Origin of the sequence: Pseudomonas sp. 15A4 (assembly GCF_016925575.1) — a bacterium.
Classification (GTDB): domain Bacteria; phylum Pseudomonadota; class Gammaproteobacteria; order Pseudomonadales; family Pseudomonadaceae; genus Aquipseudomonas.
The window spans coordinates 3,198,163-3,223,277 of record NZ_CP068986.1 but is presented as its reverse complement, the minus strand read 5'-3'; the positions used below and the strand labels follow the sequence as shown (position 1 = coordinate 3,223,277).

The 25,115-nt window shown below is 62.1% G+C and carries 22 protein-coding genes and 1 pseudogene; 7 read left to right on the top strand and 16 right to left on the bottom strand.

The window, feature by feature from the left end:
- The first annotated feature begins 168 nt into the window (after window positions 1-168).
- The gene (locus JN403_RS14495; RefSeq protein ID WP_122534539.1) at window positions 169-1,092 is read left to right on the top strand and encodes a LysR family transcriptional regulator; all 924 of its coding nucleotides are present in this window, start codon (window positions 169-171) and stop codon (window positions 1,090-1,092) included.
- A 304-nt stretch (window positions 1,093-1,396) separates the two neighbouring features.
- Here the strand turns inward: JN403_RS14495 and pstB are convergent, their stop codons facing one another.
- The 8 genes from pstB to JN403_RS14455 form a co-directional block, all read right to left on the bottom strand.
- Window positions 1,397-2,176, bottom strand: a complete 780-nt coding sequence (gene pstB, locus JN403_RS14490) for a phosphate ABC transporter ATP-binding protein PstB (RefSeq protein ID WP_065988537.1) — start codon at window positions 2,174-2,176, stop codon at window positions 1,397-1,399.
- Window positions 2,176-3,054 carry a phosphate ABC transporter permease PstA gene (pstA, locus tag JN403_RS14485; RefSeq protein WP_065988538.1) on the bottom strand — a complete coding sequence of 293 codons (879 nt, stop codon included), beginning with the start codon at window positions 3,052-3,054 and terminating at the stop codon, window positions 2,176-2,178. Before pstA ends, pstB begins: the two co-directional genes overlap by 1 nt.
- On the bottom strand, window positions 3,051-4,046 hold the full coding sequence (gene pstC / locus JN403_RS14480) for a phosphate ABC transporter permease subunit PstC (RefSeq protein WP_065988539.1): 996 nt from the start codon (window positions 4,044-4,046) through the stop codon (window positions 3,051-3,053). The genes pstA and pstC overlap by 4 nt, the downstream gene beginning before the upstream one ends.
- 70 nt (window positions 4,047-4,116) lie before the next feature.
- Window positions 4,117-5,136: a phosphate ABC transporter substrate-binding protein PstS gene (gene pstS, locus JN403_RS14475; protein ID WP_205482925.1), complete on the bottom strand. Its 1,020-nt coding sequence runs from the start codon at window positions 5,134-5,136 to the stop codon at window positions 4,117-4,119.
- A 403-nt stretch (window positions 5,137-5,539) separates the two neighbouring features.
- Window positions 5,540-6,430, bottom strand: a complete 891-nt coding sequence (gene bla / locus JN403_RS14470) for a class A beta-lactamase (protein WP_240356568.1) — start codon at window positions 6,428-6,430, stop codon at window positions 5,540-5,542.
- A gap of 206 nt (window positions 6,431-6,636) precedes the next feature.
- Entirely contained in the window at window positions 6,637-6,840 is a 204-nt protein-coding gene (locus tag JN403_RS14465; RefSeq protein WP_122534536.1) for a hypothetical protein, read from the bottom strand.
- 29 nt (window positions 6,841-6,869) lie between these two features.
- Entirely contained in the window at window positions 6,870-8,927 is a 2,058-nt protein-coding gene (locus JN403_RS14460; RefSeq protein ID WP_205482923.1) for a pyridoxamine 5'-phosphate oxidase family protein, read from the bottom strand.
- Window positions 8,928-8,955: 28 nt separating this feature from the next.
- Window positions 8,956-9,579 (bottom strand): glutathione S-transferase, encoded by a 624-nt coding sequence (locus tag JN403_RS14455; RefSeq protein ID WP_205482922.1) that lies wholly within the window; start codon window positions 9,577-9,579, stop codon window positions 8,956-8,958.
- 302 nt (window positions 9,580-9,881) lie between these two features.
- On the opposite strand from JN403_RS14455, the gene JN403_RS14450 reads away from it, so the two are divergent.
- Window positions 9,882-11,177 (top strand): MFS transporter, encoded by a 1,296-nt coding sequence (locus tag JN403_RS14450; RefSeq protein ID WP_205482921.1) that lies wholly within the window; start codon window positions 9,882-9,884, stop codon window positions 11,175-11,177.
- Window positions 11,178-11,182: 5 nt separating this feature from the next.
- On the opposite strand, the gene JN403_RS14445 is transcribed toward JN403_RS14450, so the two are convergent.
- The 5 genes and pseudogenes from JN403_RS14445 to cydP all read right to left on the bottom strand — a co-directional run bounded on the left by JN403_RS14445 (window position 11,183) and on the right by cydP (window position 14,555).
- On the bottom strand, window positions 11,183-11,485 hold the full coding sequence (locus JN403_RS14445; RefSeq protein WP_205482920.1) for a cyd operon YbgE family protein: 303 nt from the start codon (window positions 11,483-11,485) through the stop codon (window positions 11,183-11,185).
- Window positions 11,475-11,591 carry a cytochrome bd-I oxidase subunit CydX gene (cydX, locus tag JN403_RS14440; protein WP_065988546.1) on the bottom strand — a complete coding sequence of 39 codons (117 nt, stop codon included), beginning with the start codon at window positions 11,589-11,591 and terminating at the stop codon, window positions 11,475-11,477. The genes JN403_RS14445 and cydX overlap by 11 nt, the downstream gene beginning before the upstream one ends.
- A gap of 25 nt (window positions 11,592-11,616) precedes the next feature.
- Entirely contained in the window at window positions 11,617-12,759 is a 1,143-nt protein-coding gene (gene cydB, locus JN403_RS14435) for a cytochrome d ubiquinol oxidase subunit II (protein ID WP_205482918.1), read from the bottom strand.
- Between the two features lie 10 nt (window positions 12,760-12,769).
- A pseudogene (locus JN403_RS14430) lies at window positions 12,770-14,361 on the bottom strand (cytochrome ubiquinol oxidase subunit I).
- Entirely contained in the window at window positions 14,358-14,555 is a 198-nt protein-coding gene (gene cydP, locus JN403_RS14425) for a cytochrome oxidase putative small subunit CydP (RefSeq protein ID WP_122534530.1), read from the bottom strand. The pseudogene JN403_RS14430 and the gene cydP overlap by 4 nt, the downstream one beginning before the upstream one ends.
- A gap of 793 nt (window positions 14,556-15,348) precedes the next feature.
- Between cydP and JN403_RS14420 the strand changes: the two genes are divergently transcribed.
- The 5 genes from JN403_RS14420 (at window position 15,349) to JN403_RS14400 (ending at window position 20,986) form a co-directional block, all read left to right on the top strand.
- Window positions 15,349-16,146 carry a transporter substrate-binding domain-containing protein gene (locus tag JN403_RS14420; protein WP_205482915.1) on the top strand — a complete coding sequence of 266 codons (798 nt, stop codon included), beginning with the start codon at window positions 15,349-15,351 and terminating at the stop codon, window positions 16,144-16,146.
- A 2-nt stretch (window positions 16,147-16,148) separates the two neighbouring features.
- The gene (locus JN403_RS14415; protein ID WP_240356566.1) at window positions 16,149-17,507 is read left to right on the top strand and encodes a diguanylate cyclase; all 1,359 of its coding nucleotides are present in this window, start codon (window positions 16,149-16,151) and stop codon (window positions 17,505-17,507) included.
- A 15-nt stretch (window positions 17,508-17,522) separates the two neighbouring features.
- Window positions 17,523-18,263: an ABC transporter substrate-binding protein gene (locus tag JN403_RS14410; RefSeq protein ID WP_240356565.1), complete on the top strand. Its 741-nt coding sequence runs from the start codon at window positions 17,523-17,525 to the stop codon at window positions 18,261-18,263.
- 239 nt (window positions 18,264-18,502) lie between these two features.
- The gene (locus JN403_RS14405) at window positions 18,503-20,146 is read left to right on the top strand and encodes a phosphoethanolamine--lipid A transferase (RefSeq protein ID WP_122534527.1); all 1,644 of its coding nucleotides are present in this window, start codon (window positions 18,503-18,505) and stop codon (window positions 20,144-20,146) included.
- A 6-nt stretch (window positions 20,147-20,152) separates the two neighbouring features.
- On the top strand, window positions 20,153-20,986 hold the full coding sequence (locus JN403_RS14400; protein ID WP_205482909.1) for an AraC family transcriptional regulator: 834 nt from the start codon (window positions 20,153-20,155) through the stop codon (window positions 20,984-20,986).
- 32 nt (window positions 20,987-21,018) lie between these two features.
- On the opposite strand, the gene JN403_RS14395 is transcribed toward JN403_RS14400, so the two are convergent.
- From JN403_RS14395 to JN403_RS14385, 3 genes are all read right to left on the bottom strand, one after another.
- A complete protein-coding gene (locus JN403_RS14395; RefSeq protein WP_205482907.1) occupies window positions 21,019-21,606 on the bottom strand; it encodes a LysE family translocator in 588 nt (195 codons plus the stop codon).
- A 97-nt stretch (window positions 21,607-21,703) separates the two neighbouring features.
- Complete coding sequence (locus JN403_RS14390; protein WP_205482905.1) at window positions 21,704-23,173, bottom strand: MFS transporter; 1,470 nt, start codon at window positions 23,171-23,173, stop codon at window positions 21,704-21,706.
- Between the two features lie 275 nt (window positions 23,174-23,448).
- Complete coding sequence (locus JN403_RS14385) at window positions 23,449-24,882, bottom strand: NAD-dependent succinate-semialdehyde dehydrogenase (RefSeq protein ID WP_205482903.1); 1,434 nt, start codon at window positions 24,880-24,882, stop codon at window positions 23,449-23,451.
- Window positions 24,883-25,115: the final 233 nt, after the last annotated feature.

The following is a 25,115-nucleotide window of genomic DNA, read 5'->3' as shown; positions in this document are numbered from 1 at the left end:
CTACAATTCGCGGCCCAGCCGGTCCTGCCAAGAGCATGCGGATATCCAGTAGGACCGGCTTTAGCCGGGAAGGCTGGACGCCGAACAACCGCGCTCCATAAACTGGCGCCCATCATGTCGCAGGCCATCCACAGCAGGGTGACGAATGTCGGGTAACGGGGACGATCTATGAATCGCAATGAGCTGCGCAAGGCCGACATCAACCTGATGGTGGTGTTCGAGACCTTGATGCAAGAGCGTAACGTCACCCGCGCCGCCGAGAAGCTGTTCCTCGGCCAACCCACCATCAGCGCTGCCCTCAATCGCTTGCGTGCGCTGTTCAACGACCCGCTGTTCATTCGCGTCGGTCACCGCATGGAGCCTACGGCGCGGGCCAACGAGATCATCAGTCACCTGTCACCGGCGCTGGACGCCATGTCCGTGGCCCTGAGCCTCACGCGGGAATTCGACCCGGCCAGCAGCGACATGACCTTCCGCATCGGGCTGTCCGACGACGTCGAATACAGCCTGTTGCCGCCGATGCTGCGCGCGATTCGTGAAGAAGCACCGGGCATCGTGCTGGTGATCAAGCAGGTCAATTTCTGGAATGTTTCGGAGCTGCTCATGTCTGGCGACATCACTGTCGGCGTCTGCCTGACCCGTGAACTGCCGGCAAACGCCAAGCGGAAAATGCTCCGCACCGTGCAACCGATGGTGGTGCGCGCCGATTCCTCGCCTGAGCCGATCACCCTGGATGAATACTGCACACGGCCCCACGTCGTGGTTTCCCACGTGGCGAACATTTCGAGCTTTGCGGATGAGTGGCTGGCCGCGATCGGGCGCAAGCGCACTGCCGTATTGTCTGTACCGCAATACAGCACGTTGCCGGCGTTGATGGAGGGGACGGATCTGCTGTGCAATTTGCCGGATCACCTGACCCGTGCCATGGCTCGAACCGGTCTGCGCGGTGAACCGCTGCCGTTCGTGACGCCGAACCTGGACCTGTCGATGGTCTGGCTCAGCGTCATGGACACCGACCCCGCCGAGCGCTGGCTGCGCAAGCGGCTGGAGGCGTTCATGGGGGATTCAAGCGCTACCAGTTCCGCGCCGTAGCGCCTGACGCCTTCCCGGCTGAAGCCAGTCCCACAAACACCCCGCGATCAACTGTAGGACCGGCTTTAGCCGGGAAGACGCCGGTTTGTACACCACCAAGTTTCCGGTGCGGCGGCCGACGCATTCCCGGCTGAAGCCGGTCCCAAACACCTCGCGATCAATTGTAGGACCGGCTTTAGCCGGGAAGACGCCGGTTTGAACACCCTCGATTTTGCGGTGTGACGACCAATGCATTCCCGGCTGAAGCCGGTCCTACGAGGCGCGCGGTCCCACTACAACCTCCCGCAGCGCCGCGATAACCCGATCAGCCAAAACGACCGGTGATGTAATCCTCGGTCTGGGTTTTGGACGGCTTGGTGAAGATGGTGTCGGTGTCGCCGTGTTCGATCAGTTCGCCCATGAACATGAACGCGGTGTAGTCCGAGCAACGGGCCGCCTGTTGCATGTTGTGGGTGACGATGATCACCGTGAACTGCTCTTTGAGCTCGGTGATCAGCTGTTCAATGCGACCGGTGGAGATCGGGTCGAGGGCTGAAGTCGGTTCGTCCAGCAACAGCACTTGCGGGCGCAGCGCGATGGTGCGGGCAATGCACAGACGCTGTTGCTGACCACCGGAAAGACTCTGGGCGCTCTGCTTGAGCTTGTCTTTGACTTCATCCCACAACGCCGCGCCACGCAGGGCCTGCTCGACGCGCTCTTCCATCTCGCGACGGGAGAGTTTTTCGTGGTGACGCACCGCGTAGGCGATGTTGTCGTAGATCGACATCGGGAACGGCACCGGCTTCTGGAACACCATGCCGACGTTGCTGCGCAGGCGGTTCATCGAGTAGCCCGGGGCCAGAATGTTCTCCCCGTTGAGCATCACTTCGCCTTTGGCTTCCTGCTTCGGGTACATCGAGTAAATGCGGTTGAACACGCGCAGCAGCGTGGACTTGCCGCAGCCGGACGGGCCGATGATCGCGGTGATGCGCTTCTCGGGGATGATCATGTCGACCGACTTCAGCGAGCGCTGAGTGCCGTAGTAGAAATCGAGACCGCGTACCTGGATTTTGGTTTTTTCGTCGGCGAGGGAAAGGTTGTTCATCAGGACGCCCTATTGCGCAAAAGGAGAAGACGGGAACTGAGGCTCAGTACCAGTACAAACATGGTCATAATCAAAGCGCCGGCCCAGGCCAGGGAATGCCAGTCATCGAACGGACTCATCGCGTACTGGAAGATCACCACAGGCACGCTTGCGATCGGTTTGAGCAGGTCACTGCTCCAGAACTGGTTACCGAAGGCGGTGAACAGCAGCGGCGCGGTTTCGCCAGTGATGCGCGCCAGCGCCAGCAGGATGCCGGTCACCACGCCGGCCTTGGCCGCACGCAGGACGATCTGCAAGGTCAGCTTCCATTGCGGCACACCCAGGGCCAGTGCGGCTTCGCGCATGGTCGACGGTTGCAGCTGAAGCATTTCATCGGTGGTTCGTACCACCACCGGGATCACCAGCAGTGCCAGGGCCAGGGCGCCGGCGATGGCGGAGAAACCGACCTGGTGGTTGGTCACCGCGCTGAGGGGCAGAATCACCGCGGTGTACACGAACAGACCGAGCACGATCGACGGCGCCGACAGCAGAATGTCGTTGATGAAGCGCACCGCATTGCCCAGCTTGGTGTTGCGGGCAAACTCTGCCAGCCAGATCCCGGCCATCAAACCAATCGGCGTGCCGATCAGCAGGCCGATGCCAGACATCAGGATGCTGCCGTAAAAGGCGTTGGCCAGTCCGCCCGATGAGCCCGGTGGCGGGGTCATTTCGGTGAACAGCCGCAGGTTCAGTGCTTCGAACCCGTTGACGATCGTGGTCAGCAGAATCCACACCAGCCACAACAGGCCGAAGGCCGTCGCGGCGCAGCTCAGGACCATCGCGATCCTGTTCTTGATGGCCCGCGAACGGTACAGGTTTTCGTTATCGGCCTTACTCATAGACCCTCCTTGCGCGACAGACGAGAGAGCATCAGACGGGCGATCGCCAGCACGATGAAGGTCACCACGAACAGCAGGAAGCCCAGGGCGATCAGCGCAGAACGGTGCAGGTCGGTGTAGGCCTCGCTGAACTCGTTGGCAATCACCGAAGCAATCGAGCTGCTTGGCATCATCAACGATGCGGAGAACTGGTGGGCGTTGCCCAACACGAAGGTCACCGCCATGGTTTCACCGAGCGCACGGCCCAGCCCCAGAAACACACCGCCGACCACCGCAGAGCGGGTATAAGGCAGGACGATGTCCCAGACCACTTCCCAGGTCGTGCCGCCCAGTGCGTACGCCGACTCTTTAAGGGCAATGGGCACGCTGCGGAACACTTCGGTCATGACCGAGGTGATGAACGGGATAATCATGATCGCCAGCACGATGCCAGCGGTCAGCATGCCGATGCCCAGGGGCGGGCCCTGGAACACAGGGCCGATCAGCGGCAGCGCGCCAAGGTTGTCGTTGATCCACGGGGCCATGTATTGCGCCATGAACGGGCCGAACACGAACAGGCCCCACATGCCGTAGATGATCGAAGGAATGCCGGCCAGCAGTTCCACCGCCGAAGCGATGGGCATGCGCAACCAGGGCGGTGCGACTTCAGTCAGAAAAACCGCGATGCCGAAGCTCACCGGAACGGCGATCAGCAGCGCGAGAAAGGAGGTGACCAGCGTGCCGTAGATCGGCACCAACGCGCCGAACTTGCCGTTGACCACATCCCATTCGGTACTGGTAAGAAATTCGAAGCCAAACGTCTTGAACGCCAGGGCACCGCCCCAGAGTGTCGAGCCGGCGATACTCGCCAGCAACAGCAGCACCAACAGAGCCGCTCCCAGCATCGTGCGCCGAAACCAGGCGTCGTGTCGGTGATCGCGGGCCGCGCGTTTTTCGCTCTCGGATATTGCATCCGGAATCACAGCGGACATGTATTGGGTGTTATCAGTCATGGTAGGTCCACTCGCAAGGAAACCCTGTCACCGAGCGCTCGGTGACAGGGGTTAGCCGGATGACGTCGAGTTACTTGGTGAACTCGGTTTTCCAGTAGTCTTCGATCTTGCTGACCAGCGAGGCAGGCAGAGGTACGTATTCCAGTTTTTCAGCGGCGCTCTGACCTTTTTCCAGGGACCATTTGAAGAAGTCGAAAGCAGCAGCGCTTTTCTCGGCGTTCTTCGGCTGCTTGTACATGATGATCCAGGTGGTCGCGGTGATCGGCCATGCCGTCTTGCCCGGGGCGTTGGTCATGATCAGGTTGAAGTCTTTGGCGTTGGCCCAATCAGCCGTGTCAGCAGCAGCGGCGAAGGCTTTGGCGTCAGGCTTGATGTACTCGCCAGCAGAGTTCTGCAGTTGGGTGAAAGCGATATCGCTTTTGGTGGCGTAGGAGTATTCAACGTAACCGATCGAGCCCTTGATCTGTTTTACGTAAGCCGCCACACCTTCGTTACCCTTGCCGCCCACGCCTACTGGCCATTGAACGGCCGAGCCGGTGCCTGGACCGGATTTCCATGCGTCGCTGACTTTGGTCAGGTAGCTGGTGAAGTTGAAGGAAGTGCCCGAGCCGTCCGAACGGTGAACGACGGTGATGTTGGTTTCAGGCAGCTTTACACCCGAGTTCATTGCAACGATTGCAGGGTCGTTCCACTTGGTGATTTTGCCCTGGAAGATGTCAGCGAGGACCTGGCCACTCAGTTTCAGGTCGTTGGCTTTCACACCTTCGATGTTGACGACCGGAACGATACCGCCGATCACGCTTGGGAATTGACCCAGGCCGCCGGCCTTGAGGTCTTCCGCGGACATCGGGGCGTCGGACGCGCCGAAGTCTACGGTGGCAGCCTTGATCTGGGCGATACCGCCACCCGAACCGATCGACTGGTAGTTGACGCGATTGTCAGCAGTTTTGCTGTAGTCCTGCGACCACTGGGAGATAACCGGGAATACGAAACTCGAACCAGCGCCCGTCACATCAACGGCGTGTGCCATACCCGACAGGCACATCGAAGCCATCAGAAGCGACAGGCGTTTTTTAGTCAGCAGAATCACGGCAATACCTCAACAAGAGAATTTTGTGTGTGTGGTCACAGTTGAAGACCCGAGGCAGATTTAAAACTGGAAACATTTCTGTTTGATGACAGTCTTGAGACCGCGCGCAAAAACGGAGGCGTCTGTCAGCTTTTTCCTACAGCTTGTAAAACTGGAATGCCCGGTTTTGCTGGCTGCGGCTGAAGTTGTCTAGCGGAAGGGAATTTAGTGTCAATGGGCCACATGTCAGCGCGAAGGCGAGCATTTTGTCGCAATTACCCAAGGCATGGGGCACCGCAGGGGCGGCGTAGCGCCGTCGTAGGGCGTAGGCAGAGCTCCGCTGTTTGCGGCGAATGGCAGATTCATGGCGGCAATGTGTATCGAGATCTTACGATTCGCCGCGATACACCTCGACGCTTGCCCTTTACACCGCCGCAGCCAGACGCCCGATGTCGGCCATCAGCACATTGATCTGATCACCGCTGGCCTTGGAGCCGGTGTAATAAGCCGTGACAAGGATGGGCGACCGGTCGCCGGGCCAGATCACGGCGACGTCGTTACTGGCATTGTTGGCGCCGGAGCCGGTCTTATCGCCCACACGCCAATGGGCAGGCACCCCAGCGCGCAACTTCTTGTCACCCGTCTGGTTGTTCACCAGCCACGCTGTCAGTTGATCGCGGGACGGCAGCGTTAGCTCACTGCCCAGAACGAGGGTGTCCAGGGTGTGCAGCATGGCGACGGGCGTCGTGGTGTCGCGCGGGTCACCCGGCCGGTTTTCATTCAGCTCTAGCTCACGTCGGTCGAGGCGGGTTTGTGTGTCACCGATCGATCGCAGCCAGGCGGTCAACGCATCAGGGCCGCCCAGGCTGTCGAGCAGCACGTTGGCCGCCGTGTTGTCGCTCAGCGTCATCGCTGCCTCGCACAGTGAACCGACGCTCAGCCCCTGCCCGCCCACGTGCAGCTCGGTGGTGGGTGAATACGGCACCAGTTGCTCGGCGGAATAAACGATGCGCCGCGCAAGGTCCTCCTGTTTTTGATCGACGCGCGACAGCACGCAGGCGGCGGCGAGGCATTTAAAGGTGCTGCACAGGGCAAATCGTTCATCGCCGCGATGGCTGATCAGGCGCTGGCTGGCCGTATCCAAAATAGCGACACCCAGCCGGCCGCCATGACGATGTTCGAGGTCGGCCAGCTGTTGCTGGATGATCCGGTCCGAAGACGGCGCGGGCCGTCGTTCGGCAGCGAACGAGGGAAGGCTCAGCAGCGAGGGCACGGCCAACAACGATGCGCCAATGAGGGTTCTGCGGGTGATCAAGATGAACGTCCTTGTGAAGGGCAACGAGCGCCGCACGGCTGATGGCAGCCATCCCATGATAAGAGGAGCTGCCGGTGAGCCGCTGCGAACGGTAAGAAAACCGGCGCACATCATCCTTCCAGACGCTGGGACATTACAACCATAAGCCGCAAAACCGGCACAGTCACGGGACCGAGTTCATCGCACATCGCCCATCGCGCGCCGCCTCAGTGTGATCGTTTGAAGGCCGACACCGAACGCACCCACATGAACAGCCGCAACGTCGCTGGCGTGTCGATGGGCTCGTGGCTCGCCGCAAGCTCGCCAGCCAGGGACGCCAGCGACTGCGGCAACAACCAGGAGACCTCCTGCTCGGTGGCCTGATAAGGCATCGGGGTTTCATCTTTCTCGAACGCTGGCCATGGGTTCATCGCCGTCTCTCCCGCACACGCATGGATGGTTACAGATCGAGCACCAACGGCCCTGAAGCCGGGACTGCGCAGCAGATCAGCACGTGGTCCGGCGCCGGCCTTTCAGCGGGCGGGACCGGGTAATGCACCTGGCCACTGACGAGCCGGGTCTTGCAGGTGCCACAGGATCCGCCGCGACAGCTGAACTCCGGGCTGAGCCCGCGGCTTTCGGCCAGTTCGAGCAACGTGCCGCCGGCGGGTTGCCAGCGCGCCTCCTTGGCGGAGCGTTCGAACACCACCGGCACCGCTTCAGTGGCGGCGGGTGGTTGCTCAAAGGCGATCGCCTGGGAATCGCCGCTGCGCTTCAGGCTGGACGGGCCGAACGTCTCGGCATGGATGCGCTCGTCGCGAATGTGCAGGCCGCGCAGGCCGTCGTAGATCGCCTGGGTAAATGCCGCCGGCCCACACACATAGAAATCAAAATCGTTGAACGGCAGCAGCGCCTTGAGCAGATCAAGGTCAATGCGGCCGGTCAGGTGGAAGTCTTCACCCACCCGCGCCGACGTTTCCGGCTGGCTCAGCACGCGGATCGCTGTCAGCTGGTCGCCAGCCTTTGCAATGAGTGTGTCCACTTCTTCGCGAAACGCCAGGTCGGCCAGACGACGGGCACTCTGGATGAACCAGGTCGCCCGCCCTCCCCGCACCCGTTTGCCTTCGTAGATGACTTCTCGCAGCATCGACAGCATGGGCGTGACGCCGATGCCCGCACCCAGCAGCACCAACGGACGGCGCTCCTGCGGATCCACCACAAAGCTGCCCTGGGGTGACCGCGCCTGGAGCAGATCGCCAACGCTGACGTGGTCATGCAGGTACGCCGAAGCCAGGCCGTCGCGCTTGACGCTGATGCGGAAGAATCCGTCTGACGGCGCGCTGGACAGGCTGTAGGTACGAATCAGCGGCGGCGTGCGGCCGTCCAGAGAGAGGCGCAGCGGCAGGTGTTGACCGGCCTTGAACGCGGGCAATCCGGCGCCGTCGGCAGGCTCGAAATAGAACGAACGAATGCCGTCGCTTTCGTCCTCGATCCCCGTCACCCGCAGGGGCCGCCATTGATCGCGCAGGGCATCGGCCTGCAAGCGGGCGGCGGTCTGCTGCCAGTCGCCGGTCATCAGGCTGTTCGGCGACCAACCCTGGAATTCCCAGCGCGAGCGCAACGCCGCCGGCCGACGCACCACGTGTTCCACCCGCACCTGCCAGAGCCGCTCGGCGCCTTGGAACGCGGCGATTTCCGGCCCGTCGAGGATCAGCGTGACAGTGCCCGCCACCTGCAACAGCTCGCCGGTCTGGAAATCAACGAACAGCAGACCCGCTTTGGGATTGACCTGGAAATTGCCCAGCGTATTGAAAAACAGGTTGCCGGCGAAATCCGGGATGGTCAGCACATCGCCCTCCACCCGCACGAACCCGGCCTGGCCGCCACGGTGGGACACGTCCACCGAACGTTGGGGCTGGGCGCCCTCAAGGTCGACATAGCTGGCGACGAAGAACGTGTCGGCGCCACGAATGGTGGCGATGGCGGCATCATCCAGCGCGGTAAACCGCTGCACCGGCGAAGGCTGCGCCACAGTCTTGAGCGGCACCTGCTTCAGCGCCCGCAGCTGAATGTACTGCGGGCAATTGCCGTACGAGTGCTCGACGCTTACGGAAAAACCGTTTTCCCAGACATCGCTGATGTGGCCGTTGATGCGGTTGCGACGGCGAGTGTGCAGGTCGATGCCGAGCATGCCCACCGCCGCGCCCGGTGCAAACTCGGCGCCGGCCGGGTCTTCGGCGTCGGGGCGTCGGGCGATGTGCAGTTGCCTGGCGTCGGGTGACTGGATGAACCCCGACTGGGCGTCCAGCAGGGTCGCCCACGGCCAGCCCTCAGCGTCGACGGCGCCGAGAATCAGGTACGGCAGGTGCTCGTAGAACTCACGGTGCTGATCGGGCATGTAGTCACGAATGACGCGCTTGCCCAAGGCTTCCATGCGCTCCGCAACGCCGACTTTAGCCTGCAGAGCGCGCTCGCCGGAATGCCATGGCGATGGTATTTCAGTGCGAATCTCGTTCATGGCGCGAACTCCCTGGACTCCCGGATGATTAGTTGACCAGCCCTGCCGCCGTGCGTGGCATGGGCGTGAAGCCCGGCAGGTTCTCGATGCGCGCCAGCCATGCCTGCACGTTGGCGTATTCGTCCAGCGACACATTGCCTTCCGGCGCGTGGGCGATGTAGCTGTAGGCGGCGACGTCGGCGATGGTGGCGTGATCGGTGGCGAGAAATTCGCGGCCGTTCAGGTGCTGATCGATGACGTGGAGCGCGTCGTGGGCCCGCTGGATCGTGTCTTTAGGATCGAAGCCCGCGCCGAACACCGTGATCAGCCGCGCCCGCGCCGGGCCCAGATAAATCGCGCCGGAGGCGGCAGACAACCAGCGCTGCACCTGCGCCGCGTCCTCGGGATCATTCGGCAGCCAGCGGCCCGACGGGTCGTACTTCTTCGCCAGGTACACCAGGATCGCCGTTGAATCGGCGACGATGACGCCGTTGTCGTCAATCACCGGCACCTGGCCGAAGGCGTTGATGGCGAGGAATTCCGGCTTTTTCTGCTCACCCTTGGCCAGATCAACAAACTGGATCTTCGGATCAAGGCCCAGCAGCGACAACATCAGCTCCGCGCGGTGGGAGTGGCCAGACAACGGGAAGTGATAGAGCGTGATGGCGGTCATGGGGTGGGCTCCTGGGCAAGTGAATCAACTCAGCGTGGGGCGGCGGTGCCGCAATGGTGAGCCGCGCTGGTGGAGTGAATAGTGGGCCTGACCGCTGGATTGGAGAATGACCAGAAAAGGCAATCCACCGTTTCACCGGGTGAAATGCTGACCGTGAAAATGTCCTCCCTGGGCCACTTGAAAGGCTGAACGTCCAGGTATCTGCAACATTCAGAAATATCCCCTTGACGGAAGCACGATGGCTGAGCGTTCATATTGAAGTACACCCATCATCCAACTGCTTCGCTCTCTGGTGAATTTCCATGGTTTCGTCCGTTCTGGCGGCTTCGCTGTCGCGCCGCCGTGTCCATTACAGCTGGGTCATTCTGGCCGTCACTTTCCTGACCATGCTGGTGATGGCCGGTGCAGTGGGCGCGCCGGGGGTGTTCATCCGGCCGCTGCAAGCAGAATTCGGCTGGGACACCGCTGAGATTTCTTCGGCGCTGGCGATACGCTTTGCCCTGTTCGGTCTGGTCGGCCCGTTTGCCGCCGCGTTCATGAACCACTTCGGCGTGCGCAAGGTGGTGCTGACCGCGCTGACGCTGGTCGCCAGCGGCATGGTCTTGTCGCTGTTCATGACCCAGTTCTGGCAACTGGTGCTGCTGTGGGGCGTGGTGGTCGGCTTCGGCACGGGGCTGACGGCGATGGTGCTCGGCGCCACCGTCGCGACGCGCTGGTTCTCCGCGCGTCGCGGGCTGGCGATGGGTTTACTGTCGGCGAGTTCTGCCACGGGCCAGTTGGTGTTCATGCCGTTGCTGGCGAACATGACCGAGCATTTCGGCTGGCGCACGGCGCTGACGTGCATCTGCGCAGCCATCGTCATTGCCGGCGTCGCGGTGCTGGCACTGATGCGCAATCGCCCTGCCGATCTGCAGTTGCCGCTCTATGGCGATGAGGACATTCATCCCGTTGCCGAGAGCAGCCAGACGTTCATTCAGTTGTTGATCACGCCGCTGCGGGTGCTGCGCGACGTGTCGAAAACCTGGACGTTCTGGGTGCTGTTCATGACGTTCTTCATCTGCGGCGCCAGCACCAACGGCCTGATTCAGACCCACTTCATCAGCCTGTGCGGCGATTACGGCCTGGCCGCGACGACGGCAGCTGGAATGCTGGCGGTGATGGGGATTTTCGACTTCTTTGGCACCATCGGTTCCGGCTGGCTGTCGGACCGCTTCGATAACCGCTGGCTGCTGTTCTGGTACTACGGCTTTCGCGGCGTGTCGCTGGTGCTGCTGCCCTTTCTGGATTTCACCCTGTTCGGGCTGTCGGTGTTTGCCCTGTTGTACGGGCTCGACTGGATCGCCACGGTGCCGCCAACCGTGAAGCTGACCGCCCAGCGATTTGGCGCAGAACGCGCCAATATCGTGTTTGGCTGGGTGTTCGCCGGGCATCAGCTGGGTGCAGCGTTTGCCGCCTTCGGCGCCGGCTGGACGCGCACGCATTTCGCCACCTACCTGCCGGCGTTTTTCATTTCCGGCCTGTTGTGCGCGATTGCCGCGTTGATCGCGCTGTCCATCGTGCCCGCGGTGAAGAAAGCCAACGCTGCAGCTGCCTCATAAAGCGCCTAAAGCCACTGCCGCGCCGTCAGCCACATCCCAAAACCCAAGGCCATCAGCGACCAGGCCAGCAGCGGGTGAAACACCACCCGCCAGGCCATCGCCCGCGGCTCGAAACCGACGCCGTGGACAAACCCTCCGGCCACGCCCCACATGATCAGCATCAGCAGGCTGTGGGAGTAATGGCCGTTGGCGTCGAGCATCGACGCCGGATGAATCAGCAACACCAGGCTGAGCGGCACGGCCATCAGCAGGGACAATGCCCGGCCGATGGCTTGCCTGAGGGGTGCGTTCAGCGCTTCAACGGTCACGGCCGCTCTCCAGCGCCGCGGCGTCGGACGATTCCAGCCACAGCGCGTTGATGATGCCGAAGCTGCAGGCCAGCAACACGCCGAGAATCCAGGCGAAATACCACATGTTTGTCTCTCCTCTAAAGCGCGGCTCAGTACAGGCCGTGGGGGTTGTGGTCGATGTGCGCGGTGGTGACCTTGCCCCACATCTTCGCGTAGCACCAAAGCGTGTAGCAGAGGATCAGCGGCACGAAGATCGACGCCGCGATCAGCATGATCATCAGGGTTTTATGGCTGGAAACGGCGTCCCACACGGTCAGGCTTGACGCCGGGTCCAGGCTCGACGGCATGACGAACGGGAACAGCGCAAAACCTGCGGTGCACAACGCGCCGACGATGCCCAGGCTGCTGCCGAGGAATGCCGTTCTGCCCTGCCCCGCACTGGCGCCGAGCAAGGCCAGCAAGCCACCGAAAATCCCCAACAACGGTGCGACGACCGTCAGCGGGTGCTGCTGATAATTCCCCAGCCAGCCGTGGTTGCTGGCCGTCACGGTTTTCGCCAGCGGGTTTAGCGCAGCGCCAGCATCGAACGCCGAAGTGATCGCCAGGCCCTGAATGCCGCCGAGCAACAGCCACACGCCGGCCCCGATGAACGACAGCAAGAACACGAGCGACAACCACTGGGCCGCACGGCGGGAGCGTTGGGCAATGGCCCCTTCGGTGCGCATCATCAGCCAGCTGCCGCCGTGCAGGCCGAGCATGCTCAGGCTGACCACGCCGGCCAGCAGGCCAAACGGGCTCAACAGCTGCCAGAAGTTGCCCTGATAACTGGAACGCAGGGTGTCGTCGAACTGGAACGGCACGCCCAGCAACAGGTTGCCAAACGCCACGCCGAAGACCAGCGACGGCACCACGCCACCGATGAACAGGCCCCAGTCCCAGCTCTGCCGCCAGCGGGTGTTTTCCAGCTTGCTGCGGTAATCGAACCCCACCGGGCGCACGAACAGCGCAAACAGCACCAGCAGCAGCGCCCAGTACAAACCCGAGAACGCCGCGGCGTAGACCAGTGGCCATGCGGCAAAAAGCGCACCGCCGGCGGTGATCAGCCAGACCTGATTGCCATCCCAGTGCGGGGCGATGGTGTTGATGACCACACGCCGCTCGGTGTCGCTGCGCCCGACGTAAGGCATCAGCATCGCTGCGCCCAGGTCGAAGCCATCGGTGAGGGCGAAGCCGATCAGCAACACGCCGACCAGCACCCACCAGATCATTTTCAGTGTCTCGTAATCGAACATCGGTGATTCCTCAGGCCAGGGCCGGTTGTTTGGCGTGAGCAGCGTTGCCCTGCGCGCCTTGCTCGAAGTGATAGCGACCGGTGTGCAGGCTGCTCGGACCGAGCCTTGCGAACTTGATCATCAGGTACATCTCGATGATCAGCAGGACGGTGTAGAAGCCGACCAGCGCCACAATCGAACCGAGCACATCCCCCGCCGACAGAGTCGAGGCCGACAGGTGCACAGGCAGCACTTCACCGATGGACCAGGGCTGACGGCCATGTTCGGCGACCCACCAGCCGGTCTGGGTGGCAATCCACGGCAGCGGCAGGCTGAACAGCGCCCACTTGAGCAGCCAGCGCTTGCGGGTCTCGTTCTTGCGCGCCGACGCCCAGAAGGCACAGGCGAACAACAGCAGCATGAGCATCCCGCTGAGCACCATCACGCGAAAGGTCCAGAAGATCGACGCCACCTGCGGGATCGAGTCCAGCGCGGCCTGCTTGATCTGTTGCTCGTTGGCGTCGACGACCTTGTCGGTGTATTTCTTGAGCAACAGGCCGTAGCCGAGGTCCTTTTTCGCCGCATTGAAGGCGTCGAGGGTTTGCTCGCTCTTGTCGCCACCGCGCAGCTGGCCAAGCAAGTCGTAGGCGGTCATGCCGTTGCGGATGCGGCCTTCGTGTTCGCGGACCAGGTCCTTGATGCCGGTGACCTGCTTGTCCACCGAGCGGGTGGCAATGATGCCCATCACGTAGGGAATCTTGACCGCGTAGTCGGTGCGCTGCTCGGCCTGATTGGGCAAGCCGAACAGGGTAAACGCCGCCGGGGCCGGTTCGGTTTCCCACTCGGCTTCGATGGCGGCCAGTTTGGTTTTTGCACGTCACCGATCTCGTAGCCGGATTCATCACCCAGCACGATCACCGAGAGGATCGAGGCCATGCCGAATGCCGAGGCGATGGCGAACGAGCGGCGGGCGAAGGCGATGTCGCGGCCCTTGAGCAAGTACCAGCTGGAAATCGCCAGAACGAAGATCGCGCCGGTGACGTAGCCGGACGCTACGGTGTGGACGAACTTGACTTGGGCGACGGGGTTGAACAGCAAGTCGCTGAAGCTGGTGAGTTCCATGCGCATGGTGGTGAAGTTGAACTCGGCGCCGACCGGGTTCTGCATCCAGCCGTTGGCGATGAGGATCCACAGCGCCGACATGTTCGAGCCGATCGCCACCAGCCAGGTGACGGTCAGGTGCTGGGCGCGGGTCAGGCGGTCCCAGCCAAAGAAGAACAGGCCGATGAAAGTCGATTCGAGGAAGAACGCCATCATCCCTTCGATGGCAAGCGGCGCGCCGAAGATGTCACCGACGTAGTGGCTGTAGTAGGCCCAGTTGGTACCGAACTGGAATTCCATGGTCAGGCCGGTGGTGACGCCGAGGGCGAAGTTGATGCCGAACAGTTTTCCCCAGAACTTCGTCATGTCTTTGTAGACCTGCTTGCCGGTCATGACGTAGACCGATTCCATGATGGCGAGCAGGAAGGTCATGCCGAGGGTCAACGGGACGAACAGGAAGTGGTACAGCGCGGTCATCGCGAACTGCAGCCGGGAGAGGTCGACGACTGATTCCGATATCATTTTGGGTTTTTCTCAGAGGGTGCGGGTGGGGTGCCCAGTACGTGCAGGCCGGTTTGCACGCCGTCGTCCTTGATTTCGACCGGGGCGTCGAACCAGACGCTGCGGATGCCCATGAGCAGGACGAGTTTGATCAGGAGGATCAGACTGATGTCTTTGGCCAGGGGGTGTTTGAGGAAGTCGAAGGGACCGGGCATGTTGAGGACTCGTCGGGGTGCGGGGTATTTTTCCTACAGGCCCTTCGTGCACCTTTGATCCAGGTCAAGGAACCGCGTTTACTCCGGTGTGGCAGAACGCCACAGTTGTTTAAAAGCATCTGCCTGGGGGCAGATTGTTTCGCCTTCGGCGAGTTACTTGGAAAAGCACCCCAAGTAACCAAGGGTGCCTGCTCCTAGTTTGGCCCTCCTCCGTCGGGTTCCTTCACTCCGGTCCTGCTCCGTGGGCCCGCGCCGAACGGACATCCATGTCCTGACGGCGCTCTCGCCGCATCCATGCGGCTCGGCCCACTCCGCAAAACCTGCGTTCAGCCTGCACCCAAGTCGCGTTTGGCGGTGTCTGGGCTTTTTGTGTACGAAGATCAAAAGCAGATCAAAGGCTTCCCGGCTAAAGCCGGTCCCACTGACTGCACACGGCTTTTTAGTGGGACCGGCTTTAGCTGGAAGAGGTCATCGCAGGCGCTGACATTTCTGGGCTGTATGCAGTGCTTGGTAGGACCGGCTTCAGCCGGGAAGAGGCCCGTCCGGTCACTGGAGTTCAGGGGTTGCCGCGCGATGTGCCTGGTCTGGCGGTCGGGAACTTTGTGTGAGGTGGCGCGCGGCAGTGGGGGAACCCGGATTTGTCTGTTCAAGCTGTTAGGATGACCGGCAGGAAGCCGTCTCAAGTGGCGGATTATTCAGCCGATATCCCAATGTGCAAGGCAGTCGGTGACGGTTGCGCCGGGTTATTCACGGCCCGGAATCGGTCGCTTTTGCACCCATGAGGTAGTTATCGATGACACTCCATTCGCTCATTCACTCGCTGGGCAGCGCACTGTGTGTGGCGCTGTTGCTGTGTACGGGGACAGGCGCGCTGGGAGCTGAATCGATTAACTCAGATGCGCTTCATGCGAAGATTCACGTAGTCACCGAAGAACTGCCGCCCTACAACATGACCCGCGACGGGGTGCTCACCGGCATGAGCACCGAGGTCGTTCAGGCCGTGCTGAAGGAGGTCAATGTGCAGGCCTCCATTCAGTCCATGCCCTGGGCACGGGCGTATGATCTGGCGCTGCACACGCCCAATGTGTTGATTTACTCCATCACCCGCACCGCCGAGCGCGAGCATCTGTTCAAGTGGGTCGGGACCATCGCCGCGTCGCGCTGGTTTCTCTATTCGTCCGCCAGTCATCCCGTCACGTTGCTGAGCCTGGACGATGCCCGGGACTGGCAGACCGCGACCGTCAATGAAGATGTTGGCGAGCAGTACCTGATGGCGCGCACGTTCGAGATCGGCCATCAGTTGCAATCGAGCAACCGCTACGAATTCAATTACCAGAAACTGCAGACCGGCCACGTCGACCTGTGGATTTCCGACGAACTCAACGCTTACTACCTCGCCCGGCAGGTGGGTGATGACCCGGCCCGAACCCTGGTGCAATCCCTGCGCGTAAAAGAGCTGGAGGAAGCCGGCGGCTTCAACATGGCGTTCAGCACGGGAACGCCCGATGCCACGGTGCAGCTGTTTCAGAAAGCCTTGGAGACGATTCGCGCCAATGGCACCTACGACGCCATCGCGCGCAAGTGGCAATGAGCATGCAGAGCGAAACGCCTTCCGGGCCGCCCGGCGACACCCGCCCGGGCCCTCGCAACGGGCAGAGCACCGGGTCGCTCGCGCGGCGTCTGGTGCTGGCGACGCTGGCGTTTTGCGTGCTGTTCACGGTCGCGACGGTGCTGGTGCGTACCTGGTTCGCCTGGAACACCAACCTGGCGAACATGAATGCCGAGCTGACCCTGATCGATCAGGTGTTTCAGGGCACGCTGTCCAAGGCCGTGTGGGAAATGGATGACCAGGCGCTGCAGACCCAGATCGACAGCGTCGCCACGGCGGCGCCGGTGGGTCGGGTACAGCTGAAGGTCCTGCGGCCCGGTCGCGCCCCTGAAATCCTCGAACGCCAGCACCCCGGCCACACCGGCTCGATTCGTGCCCCGGCGCTGTATCGGCAACTGACCGTCGCGCCCTATCCCGGCGCCAGCGAAGTGGTGGGCGAGCTGACCATCGAAGGCGACGAGAGCCTGCTGTGGAGACGCCTGTGGAAAGAAGTCGCGATTATCATGCTCACTCAAATCATCCAATCGTTGGCGCTGGCCGGGGTGATCATGGGCATGTTCAACCGCTCGGTGACCCTGCACGTGCGGCGCATTGCCCGGCACCTCGAGCACCTGACGCCGCTCAACCTCAAGACCCACTTGACCCTGGAACGGCGCGGCAAGGGAGGTGACGAACTTGACTTGCTGGAAGCGGGCGTCAATGACCTGCAGGACAAACTGGCCGCGCACCTGGAGCGTCAGGCCCACGATGAAGTCGCCCTCGCCGCCAGCCGCGATCACCTCGCCGAACTGGTCGAGCAGCGCACTGCACAGCTCAAGGCCGCCAATACGCGACTTGAAGCCCTGACCCGCTTCGATCCCCTCACGGGGCTCGCCAACCGCCGCCATTTCGACGAGCTCAAGGAGCTGGAATTCAACCGCGCCTTGCGTCATCGCCAGCCGCTGTCGGTGCTGATGTGCGACATCGATTTCTTCAAGCTCTACAACGACACCTACGGCCATGCGCGGGGCGATCAATGCCTGCGCGATGTGGCGTTGGCCATGAGCGCGCTGTTTTCGCGTTCCGGCGAACTGGTGGCGCGGCTCGGCGGCGAAGAGTTCGCCGTGCTGCTGCCGGGCCAGGATGAGCAACAGGCGCTGGCCTCGGCCGATCGCCTGCGCGGCCTGCTGGCCCGACAACAACTGGTCCACAGTGCTTCACCGGTCTCGCCCTTCGTGACCTTGAGCATCGGCGTGGCCGAGCTCGACCCGGCGAACATGGAGCACTTCGATCAACTGCTGCAGAGTGCCGACCGGGCACTGTACCGGGCGAAAAGCCAGGGCCGGGACCGCTGTGTGATCTGAACCGAGAGGGATGCCATGGGAAAAATTCATTGTCAGCACAGTGTTCTGGCCACTTTCCTGATGCTGTTCGTGTGCCTGACCGCCGACGCCACGCCGCTGCAGGTGGTGACCGAGGACTCTTCCTACAGCGCGCTTGACGGCAACAAGGTGGTCGGGGTCGCCAGTGAAGTCGTCGAGATGACCCTCGCCAACGCCGGCATCACCGACTACCACATGGCCCTCTACCCTTGGGCAAGGGCCTACGACATCGCTCGCCTGGAAGCAAACGTGCTCATCTACCCCATGATTCGCAGCAGTGCGCGCGAAGGGCTGTTCAAGTGGGTCGGCGAGCTGGAACACGTCATGCCGTCGTTCTACAAACTCCGCAAGCGCCGCGATGTGCGGGTCACGGATCTGCAGGACGCCAGTCACTACACCGTCGGCGTGGTGCGCGACGATTCGCGCCAGCAGTACCTGGAGGGCAAGGGTTTCAGCAGGATGGTGGTGTCGGCCAATAACCTCGACAACCTGCGCAAACTCATCAGCGGCCAGGTCGAGCTGATTCCCATGCCCGAACGCGAGGCGCGGGAACAATGCGCCGATCTGCACATCGATTTCGAGGACCTGGAAAGCGTCTTCACCCTCGACGAACTGTCCAAAGGTCTGTACGTCGCCCTCAGCGCCAGCACCCCGGATGAGACGGTGCAGCGGATCACCGCCGCGTTCGCCCGACTCAAACAGAACGGCACCGTGGACAGGGTCATCGCCGGGCAGTGACAGCAAGCGGTCGCAAGCCCACCCCGGCCTGCAAAAACTGCTTTTCGCGCCCCGAAAACAAGCGCCTCCGGGATTTCACGAAGCCTTCACAATCGATTTGGAAAACTCCGCGCGGTCTGTCCCGCCTACCCTCCCGGCAGCCATTGACTGACTCACCGCACGTCTCGGCGCTCACGTCTCGGCACTATGGATGGAAATGCCTGCTGCACCCGCACGCCAGGCACTGCGCGGCCCCTGATATGGAAATGAATCCGATGGTCAAACCGGTCACGTCTACTCGTCTGGTGATGCTGTTTTCCCTGTGTCTGGTGCTGTTTTACAACCTGGCGACCTGGCGCGCACTCATTGATCTGGCGCAGTTGCAGGGCGTCAAAGCCATCGCGTTTTATGTGTCGTTTGCCTTCCTGCTGTGGGCTGCGATCACCCTGCTGCTCACGCCTTTTTCGTTTCGTCCGACGCTTAAGCCGGTGCTGAGTCTGGTCGCGCTGTGCTCGGCCGGCGCCGCGTACTTCATGAACACCTACGGCATCAGCATCGACACGACGATGATGCAGAACGTGCTCGAAACCAACCCCGGCGAGGCCCAAGCCCTGTTGAGCGGCAAGCTGTTTCTCTACCTGGGACTGCTCGGCGCGCTGCCGATCGCACTGATCTGGCGGGTGCCGGTGACCTATCGCCGCGTGTTGCCCGGGCTGGTCAACAAAGTGCTGGTGTGCATCGGCTGTCTGCTGGTGATCGCCGCTGCCGTCGGGCCTTTCTACTCGACCTATGCGCCGATCTTTCGCGATGAAGACAAGCTCACCCACTTCATCAACCCGACCAATTACCTCTACGCCATCGGCAAGCTGACCAAGCAGACCGTCGCCATCAAAGAGACGCTGAACATCCAGACCGTTGGCGCCGACGCAGCGCTCAGCCCGCAAGCGCAACAGCGGCCGAAAAAGAGCCTGATGATCTTCGTCGTCGGCGAAACGGCCCGCGCCGATCATTTCTCCCTCAACGGTTACGGGCGGGAGACCAACCCGGAGCTGAAGCAGCAGGACATTCTCAACTTCACCCACGTGGCCTCGTGTGGCACGTCAACCGCTGTGTCAGTGCCGTGCATGTTTTCGAAGTTTCCGCGCACTGATTACAGCGACAAAAAAGGCAAGACCTACGAGGGTCTGCTGGACATGCTCCAGCGCGCCGGCCTGAAGGTGCTGTGGCTGGACAACAACAGCGATTGCAAAGGCACCTGCCTGCGCGTGCCCCACAGCGACATTCCGAAAAATCAGCCGAGCCCGTTCTGCGATGGCCAGAATTGCCTCGACGAATCGCTGCTGGTGGGCTTGCAGGACTACATCGATTCGCTGCAGGACAACGCCATCATCGTCCTCCATTCCGATGGCAGCCACGGTCCGGAATACTACGATCGCTACCCTAAAAGCCTCGAACGCTTCACGCCGGTTTGCCATACCAATCAGTTGGGCAGTTGCACGTCCGACGAACTGAAAAACGTCTACGACAACACCATTCTCTACACCGACCATTTCCTGTCCCAGACCATCGAACTGCTCAAGCGCAATCAGGACAAGGTCGATACCTCGATGATCTACGTCTCGGACCACGGCGAGTCCCTCGGCGAAAACGGCATCTATCTGCACGCCGCACCTTACGCCATCGCTCCGACGGCCCAGACCCATGTGCCGATGGTGATGTGGTTCGGCCACTCGACCCTGGAACACGCAGGCGTCGATCGCACCTGCCTGGCCGCCAGGCAAGACCAGCCGGACCTGAGCCATGACTATATGTTTCATTCGGTGCTAGGCTTGCTCGGCGTTACCAGCACGGAATACCAGCCGGCGCTGGACCTCTTTCACAGCTGCAAACGCGACAAGGGATGAGTTGAGATGACCTGCCAGAACCCGGTGAAACGTCTTGATCAACCGGTGTTCTGGCGGGACGCGCAGCTGCCGTTCATTGAAGCGCGCTCCATCGACGACGGCCGCAAGGTCTGTTATTCCCGTCATTCCCACGACGTGTTCTCCATCGGCGCAATCACCGCCGGGCAAAGCACCTACCTGCACGAGAAGACCACCCAGACCATCGCCACCGGCACCGTTGTGGTGATGAACCCCGGCGAGGTCCACGCCTGCAACCCCATCGATGATCAGCCGTGGTCCTACCTGATGCTGTACGTGAACGCGCAGTGGCTGGGCGCGCTGCAGCAGGATTGCGGGGTCAACAACGGCGGCGTGTTTCGGGGGTATCCGGCCACCCACAGTCGTGATCCGCTGTTGTTCGACGGGCTGCTGGCGCTGCATCGGCGGCTGGTGGATTCGCAGCTGGAGACGCTGGCAAAACAGGAGGCCGCGGTCGGGTTCTTCACGCGGGTCGAACAGCGTCTGGGCGGCTCGACGCTGACACCGAGACGGGCCAATCCCAAGGTCGAACGTGTGGCGCGGTTCATCGATGCGCATTACTTGCAACCGATTCGGCTGGAAGACCTGTGCGCGGTGGCGAATCTGTCCGAGGCCTACCTGATTCGCGCGTTCGAGCAGCATTACCACATGACACCGCACGCCTGGTTGGTCAACCGGCGCATCCAGCATGGCCAGGCGCAATTGCGCAGCGGCGAGCCCATCGCCGACATCGCCCAGCAGAGTGGCTTTGCCGATCAGGCGCACTTTCAGCGGGCGTTCAAAAAGCATCTGGCCCTGACGCCGGGCCAGTACAAACCGTGATCGGACTTTGCCTTGCCCGGACTTGAACGGGCTCAGACGTAAAACAGTGACACCGCGCAGCCTGCCAACAGCGCCGCCATGCTGCGGTTGAACATGCGGATACGCCGGGGGCTGCGTAAGTAAGGGCCGAGAAAAGCACCGGCGTAGGCCCAGCACGCCACCGACAGGTAGCACACGACGAAGTAGATCAGCGCAAACAGACCGATCAGTCGCGCCTCGCCATCGGCCACAAACGCGCTCATCCCCGCCACCGCCGCCAGCCAGGCTTTCGGGTTCAGCCACTGCATCGCTGCGCCGTGCAGAAAGGACGGCTCGCGGGTCGGTTTGGCGACGTCGAGGCGGCCGTCGTCCATCGCCAGTTTCCACGCGAGATAGAGCAGAAACGCTACCCCCGCCCAGCGAATGATCTCCGTGAGCATCGGGTAACGCTGCAGCACTTCATGCAGCCCGAACCCGGTGAACATCAGCAGCGCGACAAAGCCCACCGTCGCGCCGAGCACATGACGCAAGCTGGCGAGCAAGCCGAACTGCGCGCCCGAACTGAGCGCCACGACGTTCACCGGCCCCGGCGATATGGAGGCGGCCAGCGCGAACGCCGCCATGGAAATCATCAGGTTCATTGCACGTGTCATCTGCCATTGACTGTCAGGTGAGTGTACGAAGCGGGGCCGGGCGCTGATTGAACAAAACTGACCAATCGCAGCCCGGGTGTTTGGGTCAGTCGTGGGCCTGGGACAACGGCCGCGCCACTTCTTCGAGGGATTTGCCTTCGGAGGCCACGCCCCAGATCGCCTGCACCACCGCGGCCAGCAACATCAACGCCGCGCCGATCAGGTAGCCGAAGAACACCGGCCCGCGCTCGTGGGTGTCGATCAGTTCGCCGAACAGTGTTGGACCGACAATGCCACCCAGCGCCGTGCCGAACGCATAGAACACCGCAATCGCCAGTGCACGGATTTCCAGCGGGAAGGTTTCGGCGACGGTCAGATAGGCCGAACTGGCCGCTGCCGAGGCGAAGAAGAAGATGATCATCCAGGCGATGGCCTGTTGGGTGACGTCCAGAACACCCTGCTGAAATAAATAGCCGCTGACGGTCAGCAAAACCCCGGAGACGGCGTAAGTCAGGCTGATCATCACCCGCCGCCCCACCACATCGAACAGCCGGCCGAGCAGCAAGGGCCCGCAGAAATTGCCCAGCGCCAGGGGCAGCACGTACCAGCCAATGGAGGCCGACGGCACTTGGTAGAACTCGGTGAGCACCAGCGCGTAGGTGAAGAAGATGGCGTTGTAGAAGAACGCCTGGGCGGTCAGCAACGTCAGGCCCACCAGGGCGCGACGGCGGTAGGTGTTGAACAGCGTATGGAAAATCTCTTTCAGCGGCGTGTGGTCCCGCGCGTGCAGACGCAATGGCGGACCCGTCGGCGCAGAGAGGTCGTGGCCCTGTTGGCGCAGGCGCTCTTCGATGCCTTCCACAATCACCCTCGCCTCCTCGCCCTGGCCGTGAATCAGCAACCAGCGCGGACTCTCCGGCAGCCACAGGCGCATCAGCAGAATGATCAGACCCAGCACCGCGCCGATGCCGAAACACAGGCGCCAGCCCATGTCCGCGCCGACCCACGACGCGTCCAGCAGGACGATGGAGCCGACCGCGCCCAGGGCCGCGCCGATCCAGAAGGTGCCGTTGATGGTCAGGTCCACCCAGCCGCGAAACCGGGCCGGCGTAAATTCCTGAATGGTGGAATTGATCGCCGTGTACTCGCCGCCGATGCCCATCCCGGTGAGAAAGCGGAACAGCAGGAAACTCCAGAGGCTGAAGGAGAACGCCGTGGCGGCAGTCGCGGTGATGTAGAGCGCGAGGGTGATGAAGAACAGTTTGCGCCGACCGAGACGGTCGGTCAGCCAGCCGAAGAACAACGCTCCCAGTACCGCGCCGCAGATATAGGCACCGCCAGCCAGGCCGATGTCGGCATTGGTCAGGTGCAGCACCGGGCTGTCTTTCAACGCCCCGGACACCGAGCCCGCCAGCGTCACTTCGAGCCCGTCGAGCAGCCAGGTGATGCCCAGCGCAAACACCAGCAAGGTATGAAACCGCCCCCACGGCAGACGATCAAGCCGGGCTGGAAGATCCGTTTCGAACACCTCTCCTTTGCTGTCCGTCGCTACTGCCTGCACGCCGCTGATCGCCATGACTCGTCCCCGTGGATCGGAAGTGATCTGTGGGTTCAGAGTTCGCGGGGCGGGCGGGAGTTCAGCGGGGGTGATGTGGCGGCTAGATGAGGGGACTGATTTATTTACAACGCATCACCGTAAATTAATCTGTACCCGACTCAACAACGAGAGTGCTGGTACTGGCGCCTTCCCGGCTAAAGCCGGTCCCACTAAAGCAGTCCCCAGTAGCACCCTCGGCAACTTGAAAAAACCCACCTGACGGTGGGCTTCTTTTTCAACGCGGCTGCATGACGTTAAACGTTGAACACCGTCACCAGCTTGGTGTTCAGGTAGGCCTCGATCGCTTCGGTACCGCCCTCGGACCCGTAGCCGGAATCCTTGATACCACCGAACGGCACTTCGACCAGCCCGATGCCCTGGTGGTTGATCGACAGCATGCCGGCTTCGATGCGGGTGCTGAGGATGTGGGTGGTTTTCATCGACGAAGTAAACGCATACGACGCCAGACCAAACGGCACGCGGTTGGATTCCTTGACGGCATCCTCGACCGTGTCGAACGGCACCAGCAGGGCCACCGGGCCAAACGGTTCTTCGTTCATGATGCGCATTTCGGTGGTCAGGCCGCTGAGGACAGTAGGCTGGAAGAAGTAGCCCGGCCCTTCGATGGCCTTGCCGCCGACGTGGACCTTGGCGCCCTTGTCGCTGGCGTCCTTGATCAACGCCGACAATGCCGGAATGCGACGCTCATTGGCCACCGGGCCCATGGTCACGCCCTGCTCCAGGCCGTTGCCGACTTTCAGCTCGTGGGCATGGCCGACGAACTTCTCGACGAATTCATTGAACACGCCGCGCTGAACCAGAATCCGCGTGGGTGACACGCAGACCTGCCCGGCATTGCGGAATTTGGCGCCGGCCAGCGTGCGGGCGGCCAGGTCGATATCGGCGTCGTCGAACACCAGCGCTGGGGCGTGGCCGCCGAGCTCCATGGTCGCGCGCTTCATGTGCTGACCGGCCAGCGCTGCCAGTTGCTTGCCGACCGGGGTCGAACCGGTGAAGGTGACTTTCTTGATGGTCGGGTGCGCAATCAGGTAGCTGGAAATCTGTGCAGGGTCGCCGTATACCAGGCCGATGACGCCCGCCGGAACGCCGGCATCGACGAAGGCGCGGACCAGTTCGGCAGGCGACGCCGGGGTTTCTTCCGGGGCCTTGACGATGATCGAGCAGCCGGCCGCCAGCGCCGAGGACAGTTTGCGTACTACCTGGTTGATCGGGAAGTTCCACGGCGTGAAGGCCGCCACCGGGCCGACCGGCTCTTTGATGACTTTCTGCTCCACCGAGACATTGCGCGATGGGACCAGTCGGCCATAGGCGCGACGGCCTTCTTCGGCCAGCCAGTCGATGATGTCGGCGGCGGACAGGGTTTCCATGCGCGCTTCGGCCAGGGGTTTGCCCTGTTCCCGGGTCATGATGTTGGCGATGTGGTCGACGCGGTCGCGCAGCAGGTTGGCGGCCTTTTGCATGATTTTGTAGCGGTCGTAGGCCGGGGTGCTGCGCCAGGTTTCAAAGCCGCGCTCGGCCGCTGCGAGCGCCTGATCCAGATCGGCGATGTCGGCATGGGCGACGGTGCCGAGGGTTTCGCCGTCGGCGGGGTTGATGACGTCGAGGGTGCGGCCGTCTGCACTGGCACGCCATTGACCATCGATGAACAGCTGAACGTCTGGGTACATGGGGAACTCCGGATGCGGGATTGTTCAAGACATTGGGGTTGTCAGGGCTATTTTCAATGGGGCTGCCGAGATCCAGAGGAGATCAAGGGCGTCGGCCTGGGGGCCGACTGTTTCGCCTTCGGCGAGTTACTTGGAAAAGCACCCCAAGTAACCAAGGGTGCTTGCTCTCGGTTGGGCCCTTCCTTCGTCAGGGTTCCCTCACTCCGACGACGCTCCGTGGGCCCGCGCCGAAC

Excerpts from the sequence above, each read along its gene's own strand:
- JN403_RS14400 (WP_205482909.1), top strand. The coding sequence starts at position 20,153 with ATGACCTGCCAGAACCCGGTGAAACGTCTTGATCAACCGGTGTTCTGG.
- JN403_RS14415 (WP_240356566.1), top strand. The coding sequence starts at position 16,149 with ATGCAGAGCGAAACGCCTTCCGGGCCGCCCGGCGACACCCGCCCGGGC.
- pstB (WP_065988537.1), bottom strand. The coding sequence starts at position 2,176 with ATGAACAACCTTTCCCTCGCCGACGAAAAAACCAAAATCCAGGTACGC.
- JN403_RS14390 (WP_205482905.1), bottom strand. The coding sequence starts at position 23,173 with ATGGCGATCAGCGGCGTGCAGGCAGTAGCGACGGACAGCAAAGGAGAG.
- JN403_RS14465 (WP_122534536.1), bottom strand. The coding sequence starts at position 6,840 with ATGAACCCATGGCCAGCGTTCGAGAAAGATGAAACCCCGATGCCTTAT.
- JN403_RS14420 (WP_205482915.1), top strand. The coding sequence starts at position 15,349 with ATGACACTCCATTCGCTCATTCACTCGCTGGGCAGCGCACTGTGTGTG.
- JN403_RS14385 (WP_205482903.1), bottom strand. The coding sequence starts at position 24,882 with ATGTACCCAGACGTTCAGCTGTTCATCGATGGTCAATGGCGTGCCAGT.
- cydP (WP_122534530.1), bottom strand. The coding sequence starts at position 14,555 with ATGCCCGGTCCCTTCGACTTCCTCAAACACCCCCTGGCCAAAGACATC.
- JN403_RS14395 (WP_205482907.1), bottom strand. The coding sequence starts at position 21,606 with ATGAACCTGATGATTTCCATGGCGGCGTTCGCGCTGGCCGCCTCCATA.
- JN403_RS14450 (WP_205482921.1), top strand. The coding sequence starts at position 9,882 with ATGGTTTCGTCCGTTCTGGCGGCTTCGCTGTCGCGCCGCCGTGTCCAT.
- JN403_RS14495 (WP_122534539.1), top strand. The coding sequence starts at position 169 with ATGAATCGCAATGAGCTGCGCAAGGCCGACATCAACCTGATGGTGGTG.
- JN403_RS14410 (WP_240356565.1), top strand. The coding sequence starts at position 17,523 with ATGGGAAAAATTCATTGTCAGCACAGTGTTCTGGCCACTTTCCTGATG.
- JN403_RS14455 (WP_205482922.1), bottom strand. The coding sequence starts at position 9,579 with ATGACCGCCATCACGCTCTATCACTTCCCGTTGTCTGGCCACTCCCAC.
- cydX (WP_065988546.1), bottom strand. The coding sequence starts at position 11,591 with ATGTGGTATTTCGCCTGGATTCTCGGCGTGTTGCTGGCCTGCAGCTTC.
- pstC (WP_065988539.1), bottom strand. The coding sequence starts at position 4,046 with ATGACTGATAACACCCAATACATGTCCGCTGTGATTCCGGATGCAATA.
- JN403_RS14405 (WP_122534527.1), top strand. The coding sequence starts at position 18,503 with ATGGAAATGAATCCGATGGTCAAACCGGTCACGTCTACTCGTCTGGTG.
- pstA (WP_065988538.1), bottom strand. The coding sequence starts at position 3,054 with ATGAGTAAGGCCGATAACGAAAACCTGTACCGTTCGCGGGCCATCAAG.
- cydB (WP_205482918.1), bottom strand. The coding sequence starts at position 12,759 with ATGTTCGATTACGAGACACTGAAAATGATCTGGTGGGTGCTGGTCGGC.
- JN403_RS14460 (WP_205482923.1), bottom strand. The coding sequence starts at position 8,927 with ATGAACGAGATTCGCACTGAAATACCATCGCCATGGCATTCCGGCGAG.